We start from the raw sequence: 22,665 nt of genomic DNA on the forward strand, positions 1-22,665 counted from the left end.
CTTCCCGCCGAGCTATGCGCCTTGAATTGGCGGACATTCAGATCATAGGCTGGGGCCGACCAATTCATCTACGCGCGCCCCGACGATCAGATTCATTCCCGCGCTCCGAAAAGTAGGCCGCCAATTCGCGGTCGGCTTCAAACGGGAAGGTTTGCTTCGAAAGCTCGTAAGCCAGAATGCGGTCGAGGCGGAAGACTCGGAAGGCGCCGCGGTGATTGCACCACGCAATCAGCAGCCAGCCGGCATGAAACGCGCGGAGCCCGAGCGGGCGGACGTCGCGGGTGGATCGGCCTCCATCCTCGGCCGCATAGTCCAGCTTGATGATGCGGCGCTCCCGAATGGCGCGGCGGATCGAACCGGTGAAGGGCGGGGCTTTGCGGTGCGGCAGCTCGCGCGCCAACAGATGCCGCTGCGATGGCGCCGGAGTCGGTTGGGCGCCCCAGGTCGCGTCGATCTTGGCGCGTGCGCTGGCGGCTGCCTGCGCGAGGTCGTCATCGCCGATCCACTCCACCAGCGACAGGCCGAGTGACACCGCGTCGAGCTGATCATGGCTGAGGGTCAGCGCCGGCAGGTGCACGTCCCCGCGCAGCATGTAACCCAGGCCCGCTTGGCCATCGATCGGGAGTCCCTGCGCCTGCAAGGCCGCAATATCGCGGTACACGGTGCGAACGGAGACCTCCAGTTGCTCGGCCAATTGCTCCGCAACAACCAGTTTCCCGCCCTTCAGCCGCGCGATCAAATCCAGCAGTCGATCTGCCCGTCGCACCGTCGCCTCCTGACACCACGCTGTCAGGAGCCATCCTATAGCGAATATCCGTCGCGTGCAGTTGCCGGGTCGTCTTTCAGCCCGGGCGAAGCGCCTTCCAAAGGAGAGTCTTCGATGACGCATCGGGTGGGACAGTTCAGGGACATGATTGAAGGCCGCCGGCCCGCACCACCCGCCGCGCAGCTATTGGGTTGGAAGCTGCTAGCCATCGATCCGGCAGTGGGGAGCATTGAGGTCGAGTTTCTGGCAACCGAATCCTTCCTCAATCCGGCCGGATCGGTCCAAGGCGGCCTTCTAGGCGCGATGCTCGACGATACGGTTGGACCGGCGGCGATGGCCTTTCTTGGCGGCGACCGGATGGCGCAGACCCTGGAGCTGAAGGTGAGCTTCATGCGGCCCGCAAGGCCCGGACGACTCGTCGGCCGAGGTCGAGTGGTGCACAGCGGTCGCGAAATCCTGTTCCTCGAAGGGGAGCTACGCGATTCCGATCAAAGGCTGATCGCGACCGCCACGGCCACCGCGAGAGCGGTTGCGGTGCACAGCGGCCCTCAGCAGACGAAGCTTGCTTGAAGATGCGTGGCCCGGCTGAGCGCGGCGGCACGCGGCATTGAATCGCTCGCTCACGCGGATATCGCTCGCTTTATCCAAGCTGCCGCTCACCGCCACCTGTTCACCACCCAGATCGCCCCCCACGCTCCGGCCAGCGTGACGATCATCGCGCCCGCGAGTGCGGTGGCCATCACCGGGCCGCCGGCGGCGGCGAGGGAGGAGGAGCCCTGCACGAACGGGGCGAGCAGCATGGTCACGGCCATGCCGCCGAGCGGCGCGGCGAGGAAGGCGCCGGTGAGTGCGACGGCGATGCTGACGATCCAGCCGAGCGGGCCGCGGCGGCTGGTTCGGGCATCGTGGATGCCGACCGCTAACGCGCCGAGCAGGAAGGCCAGCGCGATCAGCATCGGCCCGCCGACGCTGCTCTGCGGGATCGCGCCGGTCGCTTGCAGAAACAGGATGCCGATCACGGCACTCAGCATGATGATGGGCATGCGGCGCGTCCTCGCTGCTGGGCGGCGCCGAGAAGCTCGCGGCGGCCCATCGGCATGATCAAGATGGGGGGCGCGGAGCCGCTTGCGGCGGCGTCCGTCGGCTTTCCCCTTTGTCCGGGAAGCGGGCTTGTAAGTTCAACGCGCTGCGTTCAGGATGATCGCCCGGCCCCTGGCCTGTTTGTCCGGCGCGATCGGCGCTCAGGCCGCGCGGCCTGACGGCGCCGCAGCCACGCGATCGGTTCGGCTGCGATGCTGCAGCCACAGCAACGCCCCGCCGAACAGCGGGATGATGATGTCGGTGTAGAACACCACCCCGGCGTTGCCCGGCGCGAAGTTGTGCTGGGTCACCATCTGATAGATGTGTCCGGCCGCGGCGCCGAGTGAAAACAGTCCGGGGCCTACGATCGCAGCGAGGCGGAGGTCGAAGCTGCGGAAGGCGGCGAGGAAGCCGACGGCGGAAAACCCGAGACTCGCGGTAGCGACTTCGAACTGGAACGGACTGTCGGCCCAGCCGATGAACGCCGCCGACATCTTGCCGAAGAAGCCGTGCATCACGAAGTTGTAGAAGTAACAGACGCCGATCGACCAGAACAGGTGCCAGGCCAGCAGCCGGTCGATCACGTCCGGGAATCGCAGCAGCTTCGGCGCGTGCGCGATCGCGACCAGCGCGAACAGCAGGCCGATGACGAGGAAGCTCAGCGAAAAGTTCGACAGCACGAACACGATCGTCGTCTTGATCACTTCCGCCATGCCTCGTTCTCCGTTCGGTGATGAGCCCCGCGGCCGCGTAGCTGACGCGGTGGATCGGGGCGATGCTAGCACTCATTCGGACCACAGCCATCAAGCGCGACGACCCGCCGAACGATCACGGGGCGAGTGCGCGTTGCTACGCGGGGAACCTTTCGACGTGGAGTTCGGCGGACCGTTATGATTGCCTCGTCGACTATCGCGCGTGGCGTACGGCGGAGATGATTTTTCGCAGTGCGGGATTAGGTTCACACGCTGTTTTAAACGCAGTTCGATCAAGACAACCCGGCGGGTTCGTGTCTATAACCGGTGCGCGGCCGTCCACGCGGAGTGGCTGCCAACGACGCCAAGAAACGCAACCAAGAAAAGCACGAGGAGCACGCCCGCATGCAGACGGCCTACGTCCCCCGCCAGACCCCTTACACGCTCGCGCCCGAAGACACGCTCAACGATCTGCGGATGAGCGAATCCGTCCGGCCGCTCTATGACCATGTGAAGAAGTTCATCGCCGACGTCGTCGAGCCGATGCAGCACGAGTTCGAGATCGCCGAAGCGAAGAATCCGAACCGCTGGTCGTTCAGCCAGGAGCAACTCGATCTGCTGGCGAAAGCCAAGGCGAAGGCCAAGGAGCAGGGGCTGTGGAACTTCTTCCTGCCCGACGCCGAGACCGGCGAAGGCCTCAACAATCTCGACTACGCCTACATCGCGGCCGAACTCGGCAAGGCGCCGCTCGCCTCCGAAGTGATGAACTGCTCGGCGCCCGACACCGGCAACATGGAAGTGCTGGAGCGCGTCGGCACCCCTGAGCAGAAAGAGAAGTGGCTGAAGCCGCTGCTCAACGGCGAGATCCGCTCGGCCTATGTGATGACCGAGCCGAACGTCGCTTCGTCCGACGCCAAGAACGTCTCGACCTCGGCCGTGCTCGACGGCAACGAGTGGGTGATCAACGGCGAGAAGTACTACATCTCCGGTCTCGGCGATCCGCGCTGCAAGATCATGATCGTGATGGTCAAGACCGATCCGACCGCCGCGCCGAGCAAGCAGCAGTCGCAGATCCTGGTGCCCGTCGACACGCCCGGCGTCGAAGTGCTCGGCCCGATGCACGTGTTCGGCCACGACCACGCGCCGCGCGGCCACATGCACATGCGCTTCAACAATGTCCGGGTGCCGAAGGAGAACATCCTGCTCGGCGAAGGCCGCGGCTTCGAGATCTCGCAGCTTCGGCTCGGCCCCGGCCGCATCCATCACTGCATGCGCACCATCGGCAAGGCCGAGAAGGCGCTCGACCTGATGGTGGCCCGCGGCCTGACCCGCGAGGCGTTCGGCAAGAAGCTGGCGCATCTCGGCGGCAACCTGCAGATCATCGCTCAGGCGCGCTGCGAGATCGAAGCGATGCGGCTGATGGTGCTGAAGGCTGCCAAGGCGATGGACGTGCTCGGCAACAAGGAAGCGCGCGTCTGGGTCAGCATGGTCAAGGCGATGGTGCCGGAGCGCGCCTGCAAGATCATCGACCAGGCGATCCAGATGCACGGCGCCACCGGCATCTCGCAGTGGACCCCGCTCGCCGAGATGTACACCGACGTTCGCCACCTCCGCTTCGCCGACGGTCCGGACGAAGTGCACTGGATGGTTGTCGGCCGCCATGAGCTGACGCTGTAAGCGATCGCTATCAGCTTGACGACATCAGGGCCGGGGGCATTGTCCCCGGCCTTATTATTTGCGGGATGGCCGGCGCGAGGCCGGCGTCACGCTCCGCAGGCGCCTCAGCGAAACTTCTTCTTCGCCTTCTTCTTGAACGGCGGGTTCTTGGCCGACGGATCGGCGCGGCGGGCCTTGCTGACGTAAGCCGGCTTGTCGCCCTTCGCTTTGCCTGCCTTGAACCCGTCCTTCTTGAACGGCTTGGCTTTGAAATCGCCCTCGAACGACTCCTCGCCGCGCGGCTTGAAGCCCTTGTCGTTGAAGCTCTTGTCCTTGAAGCTTTTGTCCTTGAACCGCGCCGGCTTGCCGCCGCGCGGAGCGTCGTCGTGCGGCGCGCGCTTGGTAGGACGCGGCGCGTCCTGCTCGCGCGGATCGGGCAGCGGTTCGCCGGACAGCGGCGACCACGAGTCGGGACGCTTGGCGCGGCGCGCCTCGCGATCGGGCTTGCGGTCCGCATCCGGCCGCGGCGGACGCTTGTCCTCGCGCGGCGGGATCGGCTTGGCGCCGATCAGCGGTTCGATGCGGATGTTGTCGTCGTGATCCGGCCGCTTGATCTGCGCCGCGAACGCGTCCGCGGCGGCGGGCGAGATCTCGAACTCGGTGGTGGTGTCGAGGATGCGGATCGCGCCGATGTCCTGGCGGGTGATGCCGCCGCGGCGGCAGATCATCGGCAGCAGCCAGCGCGCTTCGGCATTCTTGCGCTTGCCGATCGCGGCGCGAAACCACACGCCGCCGGCCATCGCGTGCTTCTCGCCGGCCTTGGCCGAGCGCGTCCGCGGTGCCTTGTCGCGCGCCTCGTGATCGCGCGGCTCGCGCGCGGCCTTGCCGCCGCGCTCGTCGCGGCCGCGGGCCGGCCGCTCGCCGGGATCGAGAATGTCCTCCGGCGCCGGCATCCGGGCGCGCACCACCCTGGCCAGCGCCACCGCGATCTGTTCGGGCGAGCGCTCGGCGAGTAGCGCCTGCGCCAGCGCCTGATCCTCGGCGGTCGGTTCTTCGGTGAACAGCGGGTCCTGCAGCATGCGCTGCTGATCGAGGCTGCGGATCTCGTCGGCCTGCGGCGCGGTGCCCCAGTTCGCCTCGATGCCGGCGAGCTGCAGCAGCAGCTCGGCACGCCGCCGCCGCGCCGGCGGAACTAACAGGACGCTGATGCCCTTGTTGCCGGCCCGCCCGGTGCGGCCTGAGCGGTGCTGCATCACTTCGGCGTCGTTCGGCAGCTCGGCGTGAATGACCAGGCCGAGGTTCGGCAGATCGATGCCGCGCGCTGCGACGTCGGTGGCGACGCAGACCCGGGCGCGGCCGTCGCGCAGTGCATTGAGCGCGCCGGTGCGTTCGTTCTGGGTGAGTTCGCCGGACAGCGCCACCACCGCGAAGCCGCGCTCCAGCAGTGCGGTCTGCAGATGCGTCACGGCGCTGCGGGTGTTGCAGAACACGATCGCGGTCGGGGATTCGACGTAGCGCAGCACGTTGACCACGGCGTGCTCGACGTCGCTCGGCGCGATGCGGATGGCGCGATACTCGATGTCGGCGTGGCCGCCCTCGGCGCCTTCGACCTCGATCCGCATCGCGTCGTGCTGATAGGTCTTGGCCAGCGCGATGATACCGCGCGGCAGCGTCGCCGAGAACAATAGGGTGCGGCGGGTCTCGGGCGTGGTTTCGAGGATGAACTCCATGTCCTCGCGGAAGCCGAGATCGAGCATCTCGTCGGCCTCATCGAGCACCACGGCCTTGAGCTGCGAGACGTCGAGCCGGTTGCGGCGCAGATGGTCGCACAGCCGCCCCGGCGTGCCGACGACGATGTGGGCGCCGTCCGCCAGCTCGCGCTGCTCGCGCCGCGGGTCCATGCCGCCGACGCAGGAGACGATGCGGGCGCCGGCGTGGCGATACAGCCAGCTCAGCTCGCGGTGCACCTGCAGCGCCAGTTCGCGGGTCGGCGCCACGATCAGCGCCAGCGGCGCGGCGCCGGGGGCGAACTGCTCGGCATCGCCAAGCACGTCGCGCGCGATCGCCAGCCCGTAGGCGATGGTCTTGCCGGAGCCGGTCTGCGCCGACACCAACAGGTCGCGGCCGACCGTGTCGGGCGCCAGCACCGCGCTCTGCACCGGCGTCGCCTGGAGATAATTACGCTCCGCCAAAGCTCGCGCGAGCGGCGGGGGACTGGTCGGAAATGTCACGAACGACAACCTTCTGGGCGATCACGCCGAATGGGAAATCCCGGGACCGGATCGGTCGACCGGCGGGCCTTGGACGATGCACGTCGCAACAAGCCGCCGATGATGGGAGGTTGCGCTCTTTTAGGCTAATCCTGGTCCCGGCGCCATTGGTTCCTCACCCAGGTCCGATCAGGGGCCCCAAAAGCCCCCTGTAATGGCTGCGGCGCCCCAGGATCGCCTAGCGGCGATGCGTGGCCGCCAGCTCGATAACGCGCGCGGCCTCGGTGAGGTCGGTGGTGGCGAAGCCTTCGGTCATGGCATTGCGCAGCCGCTCGAGCCGCTCGAGCGGAGCCGAGCTGTCCCGCGGCGGCGAAGCCGAGACGAGACTGGCGAGGGCCCGCAATTCCAGCATCGGCGAGCCGAGCGCGTGCGCCAGATCGGCCGCTTTCTCAAGGTCGTGGCCGCCCGCATCGTCGTGCGGGTCCGCCGCCAGCAACAGCGATCCGCGAAGCCGGTACAGCTCCGGCCCGCAAAACAGCGTCCTGTTGGCCTCTGTGATGTCGAGCGCTTCGTTTAGCAAAGCCAACGCATCCTCAACCGCACCTTCGGCACCAAGTGTCTCGGCGAGCAACATCAGCCCGTAGGGCCGGATCAGCTCGGCGCCTGTGGCGCGATAGTCGTCCAGCCCGGCTTTGATTTCGACCACGCCCGCTGCCGGGCTGTCCAGCCTGCCGATGGCCCAGCCGCGCAAGATCCGCCCCCAGGCGCTCCAGTAGGGGAAGCGATAGCTCTGGCCGATCTGAATTGCCTGCTCGGCGGCCTGGAGCGCTTCATTCGGCTCACCACGGCTCTGCCGGATCGAGGCCTCGAAGCTGAGCGCGAAGCCGAGGCTGTGGGGATGATTGAGCTGGATCGCCCGCCCCATCGCCTCTGCGCTGTCCGCGACGGCCGTATCCGGCAAACCGACGAACCACTCGGTCCAGGCGAGATTGCATTGCGCCAGAACCGCCGGATCGGAGCCATATTCGAACCGATGGTGATGATGCCGGTCGGGATCGTACAGCTGCAGCGCCTGCTTCAAAGTCTCCTTCGCGCTACCGAATTGGCCGAGATAGAACTGGGTCAGGCCAAGCGGCCGCTTGGCCTGCAGCTGAAAGCCGTCATCGCCGGCGCGGTCTGCCTGTTCGATCAAGCGCACGCCGCATTGATGCGCCTTTTCGAGCTGACCTCGCACGATGAAGAACATCATGAGCCCATAAAGGGCCCTGAACAGCAGCCGGTGCTCGCCCAGTCTCCAGCTGAGCTGATAGGCACGGGTGAAGACTTCCTCCACCTGCGGCGCGGCATTCCCCTTGATGGCGAGAAGTTGCGAGCCGCGCTCCAACTCGAGCGATAGTTCTCGCCGTGCCCGCTCGGCCGTGTCGGGTAATCGTCGAAGGATCGCAAGAGCACTGGCAAAGTGGCTGGCAGCCTCGACATTGGCCGAACGCTCGGCGGCCTTGTTGCCGGCCGCCTCCCAATGCGCGATCGCCGCTTCCGCAAGATCCGCAGCTGCATAATGCTCGGCCAGGACCTCAGGAGTTGCCGCGACGACCTCAGCGAATTGGGTGGAGATGACTTCCGCGATTCTGCGGTGCATCGATCGTCGCTCGCTTTTGAGCAGCGAGTCGTAGGCAGCCTCCTGGATCAGGGCGTGCTTGAACGAGTATTTGGCCTGAACCTGCGTTCCGTGCTGATGGATGAAGCCCTGGCGCAACAGTTCGTCGAGCTGCGCGCGGAGCGCGGGCTGACTCTCTCCGGTGACGGCCGCCAATACTTCGCTGTCGAACGTCCGGCCCAGTGTCGCGGCGACCTGCGCCAGCGGCTTTGCGATCTGAAGGCGGTCGAGCCTTGCCGCCAACGAGCCACGGAGCGTGGATGGAATGCTGTCGACAAGTGCCGTCAGTCGCACCGGATCATTATCGGCAGAAGAAGCCCCGGCGAGAACCGCTTTGGTGAGCTCTTCGATGAACAACGGAATTCCGCCCGTCTTGGCGACGATCGACGCGATGATGTCTTCCGGGACGGTCGAGGTCTCGGCAATCTGTGCGGTCAGCGCTCTTGCTTCGTTCTTGGAGAGGCGGCGCAGGCCCAGCCGGGTCACCTGCGGTCCCAGCAGCCATTCGGCCGTCAATTCCGGCCGGAACGTAAAGATGGCCATCACCCGCCAGTTCGACAGCCGCTCCACGATGTGCCGAAGCAGGGTGGTGGTGGACGCGTCTGCCCAATGCAGATCCTCGATGACGAGGACCACAGGAACGTCCTCGGATTGTCTCAGGACCCACTGCGTCAGCACTTCCAGCAAGAGTTCGCGCCGTCGGGCCGGCGGGATGTCCTTGATCGCGGCGGAAACCGGCAACTCGAGTAGCTCGGCAACCAGCGCCGCGGCCTCCGGGGTGATCGTCTCCAAGCCGACGAAGGCGCGCTGCAGATTCGCCGCCAATTCGTCGGCATCCGCCTCGCCGTCAGGTCTCACGACGCGACGGATCATCTCGATGATCGGATAGAATGCGCTGGAGCGGCTGTATGCCGAGCAGTAACAGGTCATCGGCAGAAACGCTGCCGGCTCGAGCCGGGCCTTGAATTCCCGCACCAGCCTGGTCTTGCCGGCGCCGGCTTCGGCCGTGATCTGCACGACCTGGCCTTCACCGTCCTGTGCGCGGAAGAAGCGGTCCTGTAGCAGCGCCAGTTCCTGCTGGCGCCCGATCATCTTGTGGCTTGCGGCAGGCCGTTCCCTGACCGCCTCAGTCCGCTCGCCGGAAACCTCGAACAGATGAAGCAGTTCATCGACGCCGCGCACCTGCTGCAATCCGAGATCGATGAGATCGAATCGTTCGCCGAGGAGTTGCGCGGTCTGATTGGTGATTACCAAACGATCAGGAGCGGCGAGGCTCTGCACCCTCGAGGCAATATTGGGCGTTTCGCCGAGGATACCCATTGCCTCGAAACTGTCCGAGGATCTGAGGTCGCCTGCGATGACGATTCCGGTGTGCATGCCCATCCGCACGTGGATCGCCTTCATCTCCTCTTCGGCATTGAGGCGCTGCAGATTGTCGAGAAGTGCAAGGCCGGCGCGCGTGGCCCGGATCGGATCGTCCTCATGGGCGAAGGGAAAACCGAAACATATAAGGATGCCGTCGCCGATATAGCGGACGATGCAGCCATCGAACTGACGTACCGCGCTCGCGCAGATGTCGCGATAGCAATAGATGACGTCCTTGAAGTCTTCTTCGTCGAGACGGACCGACATCTCGGTCGAGCCGATCATATCGACGAACAAAATCGTGACCTGGCGCCGCTCGGGTCGCTGATTGCGAACGGGCGCAAAGCCGCCCGACGCACCGGTGACGGCCGTCTCGGAAGCCTCGATGAGGGAAGCGCCGCAGCCGCCGCAGAAGTGCGACCCGAGCGGGCTCCGAAATCCGCAACTCTGGCAATGCAGGCTGAGCTTTGCGCCACAACGTGGGCAGAAGCTCGCCTCCGTCGGGGCCGAGAAGCCGCAGGCAGAGCAACGCATACTGATGAGTGTCCGTTGCTATTTAGACGATAGTATGATTAGCTCACTCCCATCTCTAACGATCGAACATTGGACGACAGGGGCTTAGATTCGTTCATCTCACAGCGAAATGGTTCAAGGCCATGGCGCAAATCGAGAATCCGTTCGCCCTCGAGCAGCCGCTGAAGCTCTCGATCTGTTTTACTGAGACCTGCAACCTCGCGTGTCAGCACTGCTATTCCGATTGCTCGCCTGACAAGGCGGGAGCGGAATTGAGCAGCGAAGATTGGTCACGCTTTCTGGATGAGATTGCCGAACTCGGCGTGATCTATCTCTACATCGAGGGCGGTGAGCCATTTCACCGGCCGGACTTCCTGCCGTTTTTGGCATCCGCATCTGGCCGTTTTCTCACCGAGGTGCGTACCAACGGCACGCTGATCACGCCGCAGACGGCTCGCTACCTGAGCGATATCCGTGTCGGCATCGTGCTGGTCGATCTGTTCAGCTCCCGAGCGGAGGTGCATGATGAGATCACGGGTGTACCCGGAAGCCACGCTCGTGCTTGCGACGGGATCAGCTCCATGCTGCAGGCCGGCATCGAGGTACAGACCCTGTGCATCCTCAGCCGCAAGAACGTTGCCGATCTTCAGGGTTACATCGATCTTGCCGAACGGCTTGGGGTCAAAACTGCTGGGGTTTTGCGCCCTTATCCCCTCGGCCGGATGAAGTATCGCTGGGCGGAATTCGCGCTGTCCCTGGAAGAGATGCACGCGGCGCTCGATGCGCTCCGCCTGCCGCCTGGTATGAAGCTGATGCAGTCATGGCATCCGAATGACGGCAACTCCTGCTGGCAGATGGCGGCGGTGAATGCCTTCGGAGATTCGATCGGCTGCGCTTATCTGCGCGAGTACGTCAACTACGGCAACATCAAGCGGGTCTCCTTCATGGAGACCTGGGAGCATCCGCTCTACCGGGAACTCAGATCCGGGCGCGTCAAGGATAGTTGTCCGAGTTGTGCATCCAGCCAAGGTTCGCATGGGGGGTGCCGTGCGACGGCCTATGCGTTTCACGGGGCTTGGGACGCCCCCGATCCGTTCGATAAGGTGCTGAACAGGGGAGTAGACCTGCGTGTTCTACCCGAATGGCTGTTACAACCACACCCAAAACCTCCGACTGCGACCACTTAAGGAAATGAAGAGCTGCGTGGTGTTTCGGCCTGATCCGCCGAAGCTGTTCATGCTGAATCTGAACGCGTGGTTTATCCTCGAGCTCTGCGACGGCAGCACCGCCGAGCAGATCGAGCAAAAGTACATTGCACAGGTTGCGACCAAGAACCCGGAGGAGGATGCACGAAATCACCTCAGAGCTGGACTTCAACGATTGCAGGAACAGGGATTGATCGAACTGACACACCAAGGAGATTGATCATGGCCAACATCGAGTCCTCCGGACTTGCCGCCAGTTTGATTGCTGGCGAAACGCTGGTGCACCCAACCGTTGCGGCAATTGAGCCGGAGGTCCGATCGGGCGGTTTCTTCCCATTCTGCGATCTTCTCAAGCATGGCGAAGGCAAGCAGGAGATCGAGAAACTCCTGAATGACAGCGTTCTGCTGGGAGCTCTGGTGATCGAGTGGGGCTACGATGTTCCTTTCAACAAGCATGACGAGTTTCGGAAATGGCTGATCGCCAACGAACAGAAACTCGATCAGGTAACCCCCGAGGGGGTCACTTATCGCGGGACCTACGCGGTTTCGTCGACGAGTGAAAAGGGCAGCGGCCTCTACCGCACGATCTGGGCATTCCGGACGCTCGCGGCGCTACAGACGTTCAACGATGCGATGCACGCGGGCACTGATTTTGCCCGTCTGATCCACGATCTGTCGAGCTATCGCGATCGCGAGCGCGGTGCCGCAAACAGTCAGCAGATCTATCAGCCGGTCCGTTGTGCCGATCGGCTGGGGTGATCAAATTGGCATTGTGACCCACCATTCTGGACGGCAGAGCGGAGACCTCCGCTCTGTGGCAGGCAAGCGGCCCCGGCAAACGTGTCGGGTGAGGAGGAGCGGGCTTGAGTCTCGTTGGGGACTTGGCCCGTCGAAACACTGATGACGTCGATGACAACGAACCTGGGTCGCAGGTCGACCAAGATAATTGATGTCGTCCGTGCCCACCGGCTGTTTCAGGATCTTGCGCCCGACGCGCTCGACCAGGTCTGTCGCTCCGCCTGTATTGTCCGGCTCAGACGGGGACAGACCATCTTCTTCAAGGGAGACGCCGCCAACGCTCTCTTCATCGTGGTCGAAGGCGCGATCCGGGTGAGCTCGGGTTCGGCCGATGGACGCGCCGCCATGCTCAATCTGATCGGCAATGGCGAGATATTCGGCGAGGTTGCCGTGTTGGACGGGCTGCTGCGGACGACGGACGCCATCGCCCATAGCGACTCCGTCTTGCTGTCGATCGCGCGGCGTGATCTCCTCGATCTGATCGACACGCAGCCTCATCTGATGATGAAGCTCATTGTTCTGCTCTGCGGGCGGGTTCGCGCGACCAGTCAGCAGGTCGAATGGTTGATGCTTCAGTCGATGCCGGCTCGGCTCGCCGGCACGATCATGCGGCTGGCGGAGCGTGACACCGACCGGGCTCGGCTTCGTATCGAGCTGACCCAGCAGCAGGTCAGTGAGATGGCTGGGATGTCACGTGAGAGCGTCAACAAGCTGCTGGCGCGCTGGGCTTCGCAAGGGTGGATTAGGCTTGGACCGCAGACCTTGGAGATTGTTCAGCCGGACGCCCTTCGTACGGTTGCGGGTGAAGGTTGATTAGCTCGTTGTCTCCTCTTGGTGGATAAGCCGGCAGCCTCAGGCGGCATCGCGAAGCTGGGCGCGGGCTACCAGGATCGACCGCCGAGGCGGTCGATCACCATAGCGGGCTACGCCGGCCGCCGCGATTTGAAGGACCACCCCGCCGATCCAACTGGCGGCGAGCAGGGAAAGCCAAACGGCCGGAGGGTCTGCGCCGATGACGAGCACACCGACCGATGTCAAGGCGATGACCGAGGTTAGAAACGTGCCGGCGGCGCACAGCAGACAAACCGGATCGAGTCCTGAGTGTCGCGTCTCGCCGTACTGAAGTCCGCTCGCGGCGGCAAAACCGACCCCGCCTGCCACCACAATGACCAGCGACGCCCATTCGGACTGCAGGATGCCAATATCGGCATGACCGACCGAAGCCGCGACGAATGTGCCGCAAGCAAGTCCGGCCATTGCGAGGCCGATCCGCTCAATGAGTTGCGTCATATGCCTGATCGTATCCATGATGCTCGCTCCCGAACCATCTCCTTTGTTCACTGTAGTTCGAGGTGGCGCGCACCGTTGTGAACTGGTTCACACCGTCGACCGTGCCGCTATCAAGGATCGGTGACATGAGCCGATTATCTGGCGGCTGGTAATCGAGTCTGACGTGGCACTTCACAAGGCCCATCTGTGACCGTCGCTCATGCGCCGCTGACGCTGCCTTCATTGTGTATTAACCACGCGGCCGAAATGCTGCTGTGCAATTTATCAGTTGTTGTCTGCTGTCGTGCAACTCGTGGTGTAAGTGAGTCACTGGCGCGTCCTGGAGGCGTGACAATGCACAAGAGACGACCTGAGGAAACGCACCACGCCGCGGGATCGCCGGATCAGCCGGAGATCGCGGGGCTGCAGCGCGAGCTGGCCGAGGCCAGGCAGGCGCTGCAGACGTTGTATGCTGCGCTCGACAATGTCGACGCCGGGCTGTTGATCCTGAATGAAGAGCTGCGCGCCGTTTACAGCAATCCGGTGCTGCACGTGATGTTCAGGGCCAACAGCGCCGAAGAGATCCGGCAAAACCGTCCGCTCTATGCCGAGATGCTGGCCGCCTCCGCGCAGGCGGTCGCGGTCAATCTCGAAGACTACGTCTCGCGGCGGCTGGCCTGGGTGCAATCCGGCGATCCGAAGCCGATGGATCTGGCGATGACCGACGGCACCGCGCTGCGCTGCCATCTGGCGGTGTTGCCCGGCGGCGGCCGGATGCTGATCTACAGCGACGTCACCGACATCGTGCGCAATGCCGAAGAGCTGGAGCGGCTGGCGACCACCGACGGCATGACTGGGGTCTACAACCGCCGTCACTTCCTGACGCTGGCCGACCGTGAATGGTCGCGCGCCCGCCGCTACGAGCGGCCGATGTCATTCCTGATGATAGACATCGATTACTTCAAGGCGATCAATGACAGCTTCGGGCATCAGGTCGGCGACGAGATGATCGTGCATCTCGCCAGGCTGGCGCGCGACTGCAAGCGGGATTGCGACGTGCTGGCGCGGCTCGGCGGCGAGGAGTTCGCGCTGCTGCTGCCGGAGACCGATTTGGCCCAGGCGGAAGTCGTCGCCGAACGGCTGCGCCGCGAAGTCGCCGGAAACGCCCTGGTGGTCGCCTCGCACGCAATCCCCGCCACAGTGAGCATCGGCGTCGCCTCCGCGCTGCCGGGCATGAAGGACGTCTCCGACCTGATGAAGGCCGCCGACCAGGCGCTCTACGACGCCAAACACGCCGGCCGCAACCGCGTCATCTGCCGCGCCTGCCACGACCCGGCGCCGAGTCTGGTACCGGCCCTCACCCCGCGCTGCGAGGCGGCGACAATGAGGTGAGCGGCATCAGTCCCTCAGTATCTGAGCTTTCTCAATCGCCTCTTGAATCCGCTCTCGCGAGGGAGCCGCTAGTCTTTCGATGTCCAGAAGTCGGGCATAGACCAGGGGCGGGTCGTCCTCGTCGAGGGCGTGCGTGTGCGCCAGGATAAAGTCGACCAGTTCCGCGAGCGCGATCTCGGCCAGAGGTCGGCGGTGATCCGGGCCGTGGGGCCTGCGAAACGCAAGACGTTCAGTCACCGTGCCCGGCAGCCACAGGAACGAGCCGGGCGTTTCGTTCGTCTGCTCGTAGTTCTCGAGGTGCCGCGACACCTGATCCCGAATGCGCGCGCCCGTCCGCTGCCAGCCATGCGCCCGTGCGATGCGCTGAGCGAGGACATCCTCCCTCACCGGAGCCTCCGCGGTCATCACGGCATCGATCATTGCCTCGATCGTCGGACGGTACGAGAACTCGAAGAAGCGATCTGCCTCTGTCTTGAAGCCGGAGAGATCGACAATGCGGAACGTCGTGCGGGTTGCTTGTGCGGCATGGCCGATGGACGCAATCCGGGCTTCGCTCACCTGCTGCGCGGCCGGACTCGGAAGCTCTCCTTCGTCGTCGGCGGCGACACGCTCAACGTTTTCCTTCGGCCCCTCCGATTGTATGTCGCGGACATCGACCGACAGGTCGATCTCGTCAGCAAAGTCGGCAGTGCCGGCATTGGCCGTTTCACCAGCGCACGCAGTATGGGCTGTGTCGGCGCGGCTTGTCGCCAGCAGATCGTTCAAGGCCGTATGGATACGCTCGATTGCGCCGGTTGCGTTGAACCACCAGTCAGTCGACCAGATCCGCAGGATATTCCAGCCCAAACCGCGCAGCACCTGCTCGCGCACCTTGTCGCGGTCGCGGGCCGTCGCCGAACTATGATAAGTGGCGCCGTCGCATTCGATGCCGGCGAGATACAGCCCCGCATGATCGGGATGGCGGATGCCAAGATCAATCCGGAAGCCGGATACACCGACTTGTGTCACCACCTGCCAGCCGCGGGCTTCGAGCGCGATTGCCACTGCTTTCTCGAACGGAGACTCGCTCTCTCCGAGCGATCCCTCGTCCTGCGCGGGCAGGGCGATCGCGCCACGCGCCGCGTAGTCGAGAAATGCCTTGAGGTCACGTACGCCGACGGCCTTGCTACGGCCCAGATCAATGTCGTCGGCTCGGATGCCTGAGAATACTTTTAGTTCACATCGGGTGCGTGTAATCGCCACGTTCAGGCGCCGTTCGCCACCTGGCCTATTGATAGCGCCAAAATCCATTGGCAGCTTTCCTGCGGCATCACGGCAGAAGGTGATCGAGAAGTAGATCACGTCGCGCTCGTCGCCTTGGATGTTCTCGAGATTCTTCACGATGACTGGTTCGATCCGGTCGTCGGAGAAGAACCATTCAAGGTCGGGCTCCCCCCGGCAGATCTCATCGAGCAGGTCCTGAATCAGAGCCTGTTGCTGAGCATTGAACGTAATCACGCCGATCGTCGGGCGCTCGGATTCCGGCAAGTCGAGCCAGCTCTTCAGTTTGCCCCGGATGTCGGTAGCGATCGCGCGCGCTTCCTCCCGATTAGTGCGGCTCTTACCCCGGTCGTAGATGCCGGTCGGCACCAAGTTCAGCGAGACTGCACGATCCTCCGTTGTGGGGCTTGGGAACGTGACGAGATGGTTGTCGTAGTAGTGCCAGTTGGAGAATGCAATTAGCGATTCGTGGCGGCTTCTATAGTGCCAACGCAGCCTGTGGGGCCGAAGACCAGAAGCCAGCGTTTCATCGAGAATACTCTCGAGGTCACGTTGAAATTCGGGAATGCTGTCGTCTTGATCGTCAGCGCGGCCGAAGAAATTCGTGGGCGGAAGCTGCTTGGGGTCGCCAACGATGATCGTCTGCCGGCCGCGCGCGATCGCGCCGACCGCGTCCCAGGTGGCGATCTGCGACGCCTCGTCGAAGATGACGATATCGAACAGCGCTTGGTCGGGCGGCAGATACTGCGCGATCGACAGCGGCGACATCAGTACGCACGGCGCGAGTTTGCTGAAGCTCTGCGGCATCGCCGCGACCATCTCGCGAATTGATCGACTGGGGCGTGTTAGGCCCATCTGGTGCCGCAACTGTCCCAGTTCGGATTGCCGAGGCACCGACTCGGAGGACGGAAGACCATGCGCCAAAGCACTGACGATCTTATCGCTGGCGTGGGCGCGGACGAGGTCATCGACCGCCTTGTAATCCTCGATCGTATTTTCGTGGGCAAAGCGGCGGAAGTTCCGCAGCTCCGCGCTATCATCGATTGCGAGCGGCAGCCACCAACGCGCGTAGCCGAGCCTGAATGCCGACGCGCTGCGGTCGGCGGACACGGCGCCGGTCTGGAGAGATTCCACGAGGGGAGCCAGTCCACGTGCGATGGCGCGCTTGCGGACGAAGCACCAAGACGACCAATCGCGAAACAGCGAGCGGGCGTGTTCGATCTCGTCCATCTGTCGAATGACGGTACTGAGAAAGTCATCGTCGTTGCGTTCGAGCGGCAGACCGGCCGCCTCTTCGAAGCTGGCGATGCAAGCCTTCAATTCCTGGTAATGGGCCAGATAGTCCTTGGCAGCCGAAAGCTGCGGTTGGTTGACCTGTCCCTTCAGATTGGCGGCGATGCTGGCCGCGACCTTTTGCACGTCGCCGGCAAATTCACCGAGCTGAACCAGGGAGGTCCTGAGCCGCTCTGCCTTTTCCAGATGGCCTGTCAGCGCCTTGCAGTCGGTATCGAGGCCGTTGAAGGCCAACGGGGCTTGGGCGATCGCATTGCTCTGGATCGATTGAAGCTTTGCTTGCAGATCACGGAGCAGCCCAATGTCAGTGCCGGGGTCGGTCGTTTTGGCTCCGGCGTATGATCCGAGCAGCCGTTTCACGCGCCGCGTTCCGAGCCAGGACTTCGGCCACATGGCCGCCTTCGCTTCGTGCCAGTCGCGTTCGATCTCGGCGATCGGAATGCGCGCCACGGTGTCGGGCGCGTAGCGGACCGACAGGCCGGTTTCACTGTGGCGGTAGGCAGAAATCGCCGTTTCGAGCTCGGACAGTGCGCGGGCCAGCGCGGCGAAGTCGCGATGCAGAATGATCGTGTGATCTTCGCCGGAGGTTGCGATCAGATCCTGCGCGAGGTTGGCGAAGTATTTCAAGCCGTCGGCTCGGCAGTCCTGAAGGCCATCGAGTCCGAGGCGGGGACTGATCGCGGCTAACGCCGTGCGTGCTGCAGTGGCGGCCCGCCCGAGAGCCCGTGCTGCCGTCAGCAGCTTCTCCTGCCAGGCATTGGTCCATTCTTCAACCTGCAGCAGGCGGAGCACGGGACGGACGGTCACGGCCGCATAAGTCCGACCGAGGTCACCGGCTAAATCTTGCAGTTCCGCGTAGGTCCGCGCGTCGTGGGTATCCTTGCTTGGCCACTCGAACTTCGGCGCGTAGTCGTCTTGTCCGAGAGTCGCGATGCCAATCGCTGCGTAGGGCGTCAGTCCGTTCGGTGACTTGTGATGCAGCGCATCGACGTAAGCGTTCAACTCGTCGCGCCGGATCTGCAGCCGATGATTGAGCGTGACCCATTGGGTTTCGCGATTGGCCGCGCGCTTCTCCCACGAGTTCTTCAATTGGCCGAAGAAGTGCTTTCGATCCGCTTTGCTCGAATGCAGTTCGAGACAGTGGTCGCCGAGCCGGTGCTCCCGCAAACGCCGATACACGACGTCGAGGGCCGCGGTCTTCTCGGCGACGAACAGCACGGTCTTGCCGGCGGCTAGGCACATCGCGATCATATTGGCGATCGTCTGGCTCTTGCCGGTGCCGGGCGGTCCGATGATGACGAAGTCGCGCCCCTGTGCGGCCGCGAGGCATGCGGCGATTTGAGACGAGTCCGCCGGGAGCGGCAGCACCAGATCGGCCGAGGCGTATTGGCGGTCGATATCGGCTGCATCCGGGAACGGCTGGTCGGCGCCCTCGAGAATCCGATCGGGATTGTCGATGAGGTGTTTGACGACGCGATTCTGCCGCAGCGCCGTAACGCGGTCGGTCAGATCCTTCCACATCAGATACTTAGCGAAAGAGAAGGTCGACAGGGCGATGTCATCGACGACTTCGAAGCCCGGAACGTCGCGCACGCTTCGGCGCACGCTGTCGAGGACTTTCGAAACATCGATGCCTTTGTCGTCCTTCGGAAGGCCTTCGCGAAAGTCCGGAAGCGAGACGTCGAAATCCCGCTTCAGGAATTGCAGCAGCGTCGCATTCAGTTGTGGTTCGTCTTCGTGGAATTTGAGGCGGAAGCGATCTGACGCGCCCGAGCGTTCGAGCTTCACCGGCAGTAACAGCAGTGGTGCGCGATAGGTTCTCTCGTCGGTCGGTGTCTTCTTCCACTTCAGAATTCCGACAGCGAGATAAAGCGTATTGGTACCACCTTCGGTCAGGTCATTCTTGGCCTGGCGATACAAATCGGTCAGCCGAGACGACAGGTCCTTGGGCTCGAGCTTGGAGGAGAGTTCGTCTCGCTTCAGTGCTTCGGCCGCGAACGTCCGATGCAGGTCGTCGCCGCGCCGATCGCGATGCAGAGACGCGTCCCGATCACCCAGCGGATTCTGCTGGGGCAGCGAAATGATCTTGATCGAAGCTCCCTCGGCCAGACGATCTTCGAGAAAGGCGACATCGGGGCATACAAAGGGGATCGCCCGTTTGCCTTCGGAAAAGTTCAGCAGGCGGTTACGGAGCGATAGATCGAGCAGCCGAGATCGCCACCGTTCGATGCGTCCCTCCGGCGTCGTCGGCTTCTCGTCGACTTGGTCGGCCGGGGAGAGAATGTCAGGTGCGGGAGGCAGAGGGAGTTCGGCGGACGTTTCTTCCTCATCGACCACCGCCTCCATCCTCGGCGTGTGGGATGCCAATGGCAAGATGCCGGACGAGCGCGAGCGGGCGACGTCGACTGCTGCCACGAAAGGCTGCAGCGCTTCTTCGTTGAGTTTGTCTTCGCCGACCTTGCGGGCTTGTTCGAACGTCATCGCAGGCCGGTGTGTGACCCCGGTCGTTTCGAACACGATAAGCTCCCGGGCAGCGATTGCCTTGCGGAGTTCGCTGACATCGTCTTCGATGGTTTTCGGCAGAGTTCTTTTAACGAGCCAAACACCGACAAACGCATGGCCGTCGAGCAAGACGGTGACAGGATTCAAACCGACAGCCTCTAGGGCGGCAGCGAAAAGAAGAGTAACGTCAAGGCAAGTCCCGAGCTGATCTTGGATCAGTTTGCTCGGTCCGCGCACTTTCTGCCCGCGCTTCTCGAAACTGGCAGGTGGCTCGGCGTAGTGTAGTCCCAGCGCCGCGATCGCCGAATAGACTGCTGCCGCGAGCATGTAGGCGCGCTTCGGATCGTTGCTCTGGTAGCCGTCCAGGGCCGATGAGTGGCCATGCGAGGCAAGGCGTTCGGCTGCCGATCGCAGCACCCGGTGAATTGCCGGGTCGTTCGGCATGACAAACGCCGGGAGCAGCTGTGCCATGTCAGACACGCCACCCCATTCGTCACGGGCCAGCAGGCGCACGGGAACGACGGCCTCAGCGATAAGGGTATCTGCCTGCAGCAGCCGCAACGTGATGTCGCCTGCCTCGGCTTCATCAAGGCCTGCCAGATAAGAGGGATCCAGATCCACGCGTCGGTCGCTGAGCGTATGTCTGTCGCCCGCGACTATCCTGTCGATCGTCCAGGTTTTGGGCCGCAGGAATGCGGGACTCGAGACCAGCTCCAGACGAAGCCTCTCAAGCGGCTCTTGGCTCGCGTTGCTGATCGCAACCGCGCGGAGGACGGGAATCGAATTCTGATGCGAGGCGAAGGTGAATTTCTCAGCCAGATTGGCTTCGATCTTTACGGTTTGGTCTTGCGCACTCGAACTCGCACCGTCAGCTGCAAGTTCGGCGAATTCACTTTCAGCCTTCATCACCCAACGTCACTCCTCACTGCAATCATTGCGGCATTGAAAATTCATCCGCAAGCATGAAGTGTGCAGTCTTCGACAGGTCAAATTGGTTCTCCAGAGCATTCAGCTACCGAAGAGCTTTCGGACAGGAACGGCCGGGGGCTGGCCTCGAATCCAATCCGTCGATCCTTGCGCTCGTTCGGTCGTCGCGCCTCTCGCGCCATCGGGCCCCTATTCCTGCTATTCAACCTCCCTCAACAGCAGCGAATCAAATCCCGGCCCTGTCTGGCTGGGACGAGCCGTGGAGTCGCAATGAGGGAGCCGCAGCCTTTTGTGATCGGGGCCACCGGGATGGTCGGTGGTGCAATCGTTCGTCGGTTGATCGCGGAGGGCGCCCAGCCGGTCGGGCTGTCGCGACAGGCACGGCCGCCTGCGGATGGTGTGCGGTGGATCGCGGGGGATCTCGGCGATCTGAGCCGTGTCCCGCTGCCGCCGCTCGATTTGGTGTTCGCGACTGCGCCGGTCGGGCGCGTTGCTGATGCGGTGCCGGTGCTGGCGGCGGCCGGGATGACCCGGCTTGTGGTGTTCACCTCGACCAGCATCGAAACCAAATGGGATACGCCCGATCCCGACGAACGCGCTTTCATTCGCGACTGGGGCGCCGGCGAAGCGCGCGTCATCGCGGCCTGCGCGGCCCACAATGTCGGCTGCACCGTCCTCCGGCCGACCCTGATCTATCTCGAAGGCCGAGACGGCAATGTCAGCCGGATCGCCGGACTGATCCGTCGCTTCCGGTTCTTTCCGCTGATGGCAGGCGGCGAGGGGCTGCGCCAGCCGGTGCATGCCGATGATCTGGCTGCAGCGGCGGTCGCTGCAGCGGCGCGGCCGCATGCGATCGGCAAGACCTACAATCTGCCGGGTGGCGAGACGCTGACCTATCGCGAGATGGTCGGCCGGATTTTCGATGGGCTCGGCCTGCCGCGCATCATCGTGCCGGTGCCGGATTGGGCATGGCGGATGATTCTGCCGGTGGCGGTCAAGGTACTGCCTGGGCTTTCGGCCACGATGGCGACCCGGATGGCGAAGAACATGACGTTCGACGTCGGCCCGGCTGCGGCCGATCTCGGCTTTCAGCCGCGCCGGTTTCGGCCGCAGTTCCGGCCGAACTGACTACTGATTGGCCGCGATCGCGATCTGAGGTTGGCCGCGCCAGCTCAGGCCGCCGGCAGTCTGGGCCGTGGCCAGAAACGCCACGGTCGCGAGGACAGCCAGAAGATATCTTCCGAAGTCGGACATCATCGCGGCAGCTCCTGGTCAGCCCCGCCGCGATACTCCCGATTTATGGTTAATGGCTTGCTAACGCGCCACCAACCGCCCCGTCAGGCCGGCTTGCCGATCGTCACGTCGAGGGTGCCGATGCCGTCGACGCCGCAGGCGATGCTGTCGCCGGGCGACAGCGCCGCGACGCCGGCCGGGGTACCGGTCATGATGATGTCGCCGGCGGCGAGCTCGACCTGTGATGACAGCTTGGCGATGATCTCCGGCACGTTCCAGATCATCTCCGACAGATCGCCGGTCTGCCGCTCGGTGCCGTTGACCGACAGCCAGATCTTGCCGGTGGCCGGATGGCCGATCTCGGAGGCCGGGCGCAGCGCGCCGCACGGCGCCGAGGCGTCGAACGACTTGCCGATCTCCCAGGGCTGCTCCTTCTTGCGCGAAGCGATCTGCAGGTCGCGGCGGGTGAGGTCGATGCCGACCGCATAGCCCCAGACGTGATCGAGCGCCTTCTCGACTGGAATGTTCAGCCCGCCGCTCTTCAGCGCGACCACCAGCTCGACCTCGTGGTGCAGATCCTTGGTCAGCGGCGGATACGCGATGGTGGCCCCATCGGGCGCGACCATGTCGGCGTGCTTGGCGAAGAAGAACGGCGGCTGGCGCTCGTCATTGCCCATCTCGCGGACGTGTTCGAGATAGTTGCGGCCGACGCACCAGATCCGGCGCACCGGAAAGCGGTCGGCCGAGCCGGCGACGGCGAGGGCGGGCTGCGGCGGCGGGGCGATCACGAAACCAGCATTGCTCATGAGTGTCTTTCGCAAGCTAAGGGGACGAAGAGGGCGGGGCG

The 22,665-nt window shown here is 63.8% G+C and carries 17 protein-coding genes; 8 read left to right on the forward strand and 9 right to left on the reverse strand.

Going from position 1 to position 22,665, the window contains the following annotated elements:
* Positions 1-64: 64 nt before the first annotated feature.
* A complete protein-coding gene (locus DY467_RS04710; RefSeq protein WP_164634258.1) occupies positions 65-766 on the reverse strand; it encodes a helix-turn-helix transcriptional regulator in 702 nt (233 codons plus the stop codon).
* Between the two features lie 114 nt (positions 767-880).
* On the opposite strand from DY467_RS04710, the gene DY467_RS04715 reads away from it, so the two are divergent.
* On the forward strand, positions 881-1,336 hold the full coding sequence (locus tag DY467_RS04715) for a PaaI family thioesterase (protein ID WP_164634260.1): 456 nt from the start codon (positions 881-883) through the stop codon (positions 1,334-1,336).
* Between the two features lie 86 nt (positions 1,337-1,422).
* On the opposite strand, the gene DY467_RS04720 is transcribed toward DY467_RS04715, so the two are convergent.
* Positions 1,423-1,809 (reverse strand): hypothetical protein, encoded by a 387-nt coding sequence (locus DY467_RS04720; protein WP_164634262.1) that lies wholly within the window; start codon positions 1,807-1,809, stop codon positions 1,423-1,425.
* 198 nt (positions 1,810-2,007) lie between these two features.
* Positions 2,008-2,559, reverse strand: a complete 552-nt coding sequence (locus DY467_RS04725; protein ID WP_164634263.1) for a DUF6790 family protein — start codon at positions 2,557-2,559, stop codon at positions 2,008-2,010.
* A gap of 384 nt (positions 2,560-2,943) precedes the next feature.
* Here DY467_RS04725 and DY467_RS04730 point away from each other — a divergent pair, with 384 nt between their 5' ends.
* On the forward strand, positions 2,944-4,215 hold the full coding sequence (locus DY467_RS04730) for an acyl-CoA dehydrogenase family protein (protein WP_107346703.1): 1,272 nt from the start codon (positions 2,944-2,946) through the stop codon (positions 4,213-4,215).
* Between the two features lie 104 nt (positions 4,216-4,319).
* Here DY467_RS04730 and DY467_RS04735 read toward each other — a convergent pair whose 3' ends face one another.
* The gene (locus DY467_RS04735; protein ID WP_164634265.1) at positions 4,320-6,425 is read right to left on the reverse strand and encodes a DEAD/DEAH box helicase; all 2,106 of its coding nucleotides are present in this window, start codon (positions 6,423-6,425) and stop codon (positions 4,320-4,322) included.
* Between the two features lie 217 nt (positions 6,426-6,642).
* Positions 6,643-9,960, reverse strand: coding sequence for an adenylate/guanylate cyclase domain-containing protein (locus DY467_RS04740; RefSeq protein ID WP_164634267.1), 3,318 nt, complete (start codon positions 9,958-9,960; stop codon positions 6,643-6,645).
* 122 nt (positions 9,961-10,082) lie between these two features.
* Between DY467_RS04740 and DY467_RS04745 the strand changes: the two genes are divergently transcribed.
* From DY467_RS04745 to DY467_RS04760, 4 genes are all read left to right on the forward strand, one after another.
* Complete coding sequence (locus DY467_RS04745) at positions 10,083-11,126, forward strand: radical SAM protein (protein WP_164634269.1); 1,044 nt, start codon at positions 10,083-10,085, stop codon at positions 11,124-11,126.
* Between the two features lie 4 nt (positions 11,127-11,130).
* The gene (locus DY467_RS04750; RefSeq protein ID WP_164634271.1) at positions 11,131-11,364 is read left to right on the forward strand and encodes a PqqD family protein; all 234 of its coding nucleotides are present in this window, start codon (positions 11,131-11,133) and stop codon (positions 11,362-11,364) included.
* A 2-nt stretch (positions 11,365-11,366) separates the two neighbouring features.
* Positions 11,367-11,903, forward strand: coding sequence for a hypothetical protein (locus DY467_RS04755; protein ID WP_164634273.1), 537 nt, complete (start codon positions 11,367-11,369; stop codon positions 11,901-11,903).
* A gap of 141 nt (positions 11,904-12,044) precedes the next feature.
* Positions 12,045-12,755, forward strand: coding sequence for a Crp/Fnr family transcriptional regulator (locus DY467_RS04760; RefSeq protein WP_164634276.1), 711 nt, complete (start codon positions 12,045-12,047; stop codon positions 12,753-12,755).
* Between the two features lie 39 nt (positions 12,756-12,794).
* Here the strand turns inward: DY467_RS04760 and DY467_RS04765 are convergent, their stop codons facing one another.
* Complete coding sequence (locus DY467_RS04765) at positions 12,795-13,250, reverse strand: hypothetical protein (protein WP_164634278.1); 456 nt, start codon at positions 13,248-13,250, stop codon at positions 12,795-12,797.
* Positions 13,251-13,565: 315 nt separating this feature from the next.
* Here DY467_RS04765 and DY467_RS04770 point away from each other — a divergent pair, with 315 nt between their 5' ends.
* Positions 13,566-14,603: a sensor domain-containing diguanylate cyclase gene (locus DY467_RS04770; RefSeq protein ID WP_164634280.1), complete on the forward strand. Its 1,038-nt coding sequence runs from the start codon at positions 13,566-13,568 to the stop codon at positions 14,601-14,603.
* Between the two features lie 6 nt (positions 14,604-14,609).
* Here the strand turns inward: DY467_RS04770 and proA are convergent, their stop codons facing one another.
* Positions 14,610-20,564 (reverse strand): anti-phage protein ProA, encoded by a 5,955-nt coding sequence (gene proA, locus DY467_RS04775; RefSeq protein ID WP_164634303.1) that lies wholly within the window; start codon positions 20,562-20,564, stop codon positions 14,610-14,612.
* 291 nt (positions 20,565-20,855) lie between these two features.
* On the opposite strand from proA, the gene DY467_RS04780 reads away from it, so the two are divergent.
* On the forward strand, positions 20,856-21,713 hold the full coding sequence (locus DY467_RS04780; RefSeq protein WP_164634282.1) for an NAD-dependent epimerase/dehydratase family protein: 858 nt from the start codon (positions 20,856-20,858) through the stop codon (positions 21,711-21,713).
* On the opposite strand, the gene DY467_RS26690 is transcribed toward DY467_RS04780, so the two are convergent.
* Both DY467_RS26690 and DY467_RS04785 read right to left on the reverse strand, forming a co-directional pair.
* The gene (locus tag DY467_RS26690; RefSeq protein ID WP_263989448.1) at positions 21,714-21,842 is read right to left on the reverse strand and encodes a hypothetical protein; all 129 of its coding nucleotides are present in this window, start codon (positions 21,840-21,842) and stop codon (positions 21,714-21,716) included.
* Positions 21,843-21,922: 80 nt separating this feature from the next.
* On the reverse strand, positions 21,923-22,624 hold the full coding sequence (locus DY467_RS04785) for a fumarylacetoacetate hydrolase family protein (protein ID WP_164634284.1): 702 nt from the start codon (positions 22,622-22,624) through the stop codon (positions 21,923-21,925).
* Positions 22,625-22,665 lie beyond the last annotated feature (41 nt).

The sequence above is a fragment of the Rhodopseudomonas sp. BR0G17 genome (assembly GCF_010907025.1).
GTDB lineage: Bacteria > Pseudomonadota > Alphaproteobacteria > Rhizobiales > Xanthobacteraceae > Rhodopseudomonas > Rhodopseudomonas palustris_H.

Excerpts from the sequence above, each read along its gene's own strand:
- DY467_RS04785 (WP_164634284.1), bottom strand. The coding sequence starts at position 22,624 with ATGAGCAATGCTGGTTTCGTGATCGCCCCGCCGCCGCAGCCCGCCCTC.
- DY467_RS04750 (WP_164634271.1), top strand. The coding sequence starts at position 11,131 with ATGAAGAGCTGCGTGGTGTTTCGGCCTGATCCGCCGAAGCTGTTCATG.
- DY467_RS04760 (WP_164634276.1), top strand. The coding sequence starts at position 12,045 with ATGACGTCGATGACAACGAACCTGGGTCGCAGGTCGACCAAGATAATT.
- DY467_RS04765 (WP_164634278.1), bottom strand. The coding sequence starts at position 13,250 with ATGGATACGATCAGGCATATGACGCAACTCATTGAGCGGATCGGCCTC.
- DY467_RS04730 (WP_107346703.1), top strand. The coding sequence starts at position 2,944 with ATGCAGACGGCCTACGTCCCCCGCCAGACCCCTTACACGCTCGCGCCC.
- DY467_RS04780 (WP_164634282.1), top strand. The coding sequence starts at position 20,856 with ATGAGGGAGCCGCAGCCTTTTGTGATCGGGGCCACCGGGATGGTCGGT.
- DY467_RS04740 (WP_164634267.1), bottom strand. The coding sequence starts at position 9,960 with ATGCGTTGCTCTGCCTGCGGCTTCTCGGCCCCGACGGAGGCGAGCTTC.
- DY467_RS04770 (WP_164634280.1), top strand. The coding sequence starts at position 13,566 with ATGCACAAGAGACGACCTGAGGAAACGCACCACGCCGCGGGATCGCCG.
- DY467_RS04715 (WP_164634260.1), top strand. The coding sequence starts at position 881 with ATGACGCATCGGGTGGGACAGTTCAGGGACATGATTGAAGGCCGCCGG.
- DY467_RS04745 (WP_164634269.1), top strand. The coding sequence starts at position 10,083 with ATGGCGCAAATCGAGAATCCGTTCGCCCTCGAGCAGCCGCTGAAGCTC.
- DY467_RS04725 (WP_164634263.1), bottom strand. The coding sequence starts at position 2,559 with ATGGCGGAAGTGATCAAGACGACGATCGTGTTCGTGCTGTCGAACTTT.
- DY467_RS04755 (WP_164634273.1), top strand. The coding sequence starts at position 11,367 with ATGGCCAACATCGAGTCCTCCGGACTTGCCGCCAGTTTGATTGCTGGC.
- DY467_RS26690 (WP_263989448.1), bottom strand. The coding sequence starts at position 21,842 with ATGATGTCCGACTTCGGAAGATATCTTCTGGCTGTCCTCGCGACCGTG.
- proA (WP_164634303.1), bottom strand. The coding sequence starts at position 20,564 with ATGAAGGCTGAAAGTGAATTCGCCGAACTTGCAGCTGACGGTGCGAGT.
- DY467_RS04720 (WP_164634262.1), bottom strand. The coding sequence starts at position 1,809 with ATGCCCATCATCATGCTGAGTGCCGTGATCGGCATCCTGTTTCTGCAA.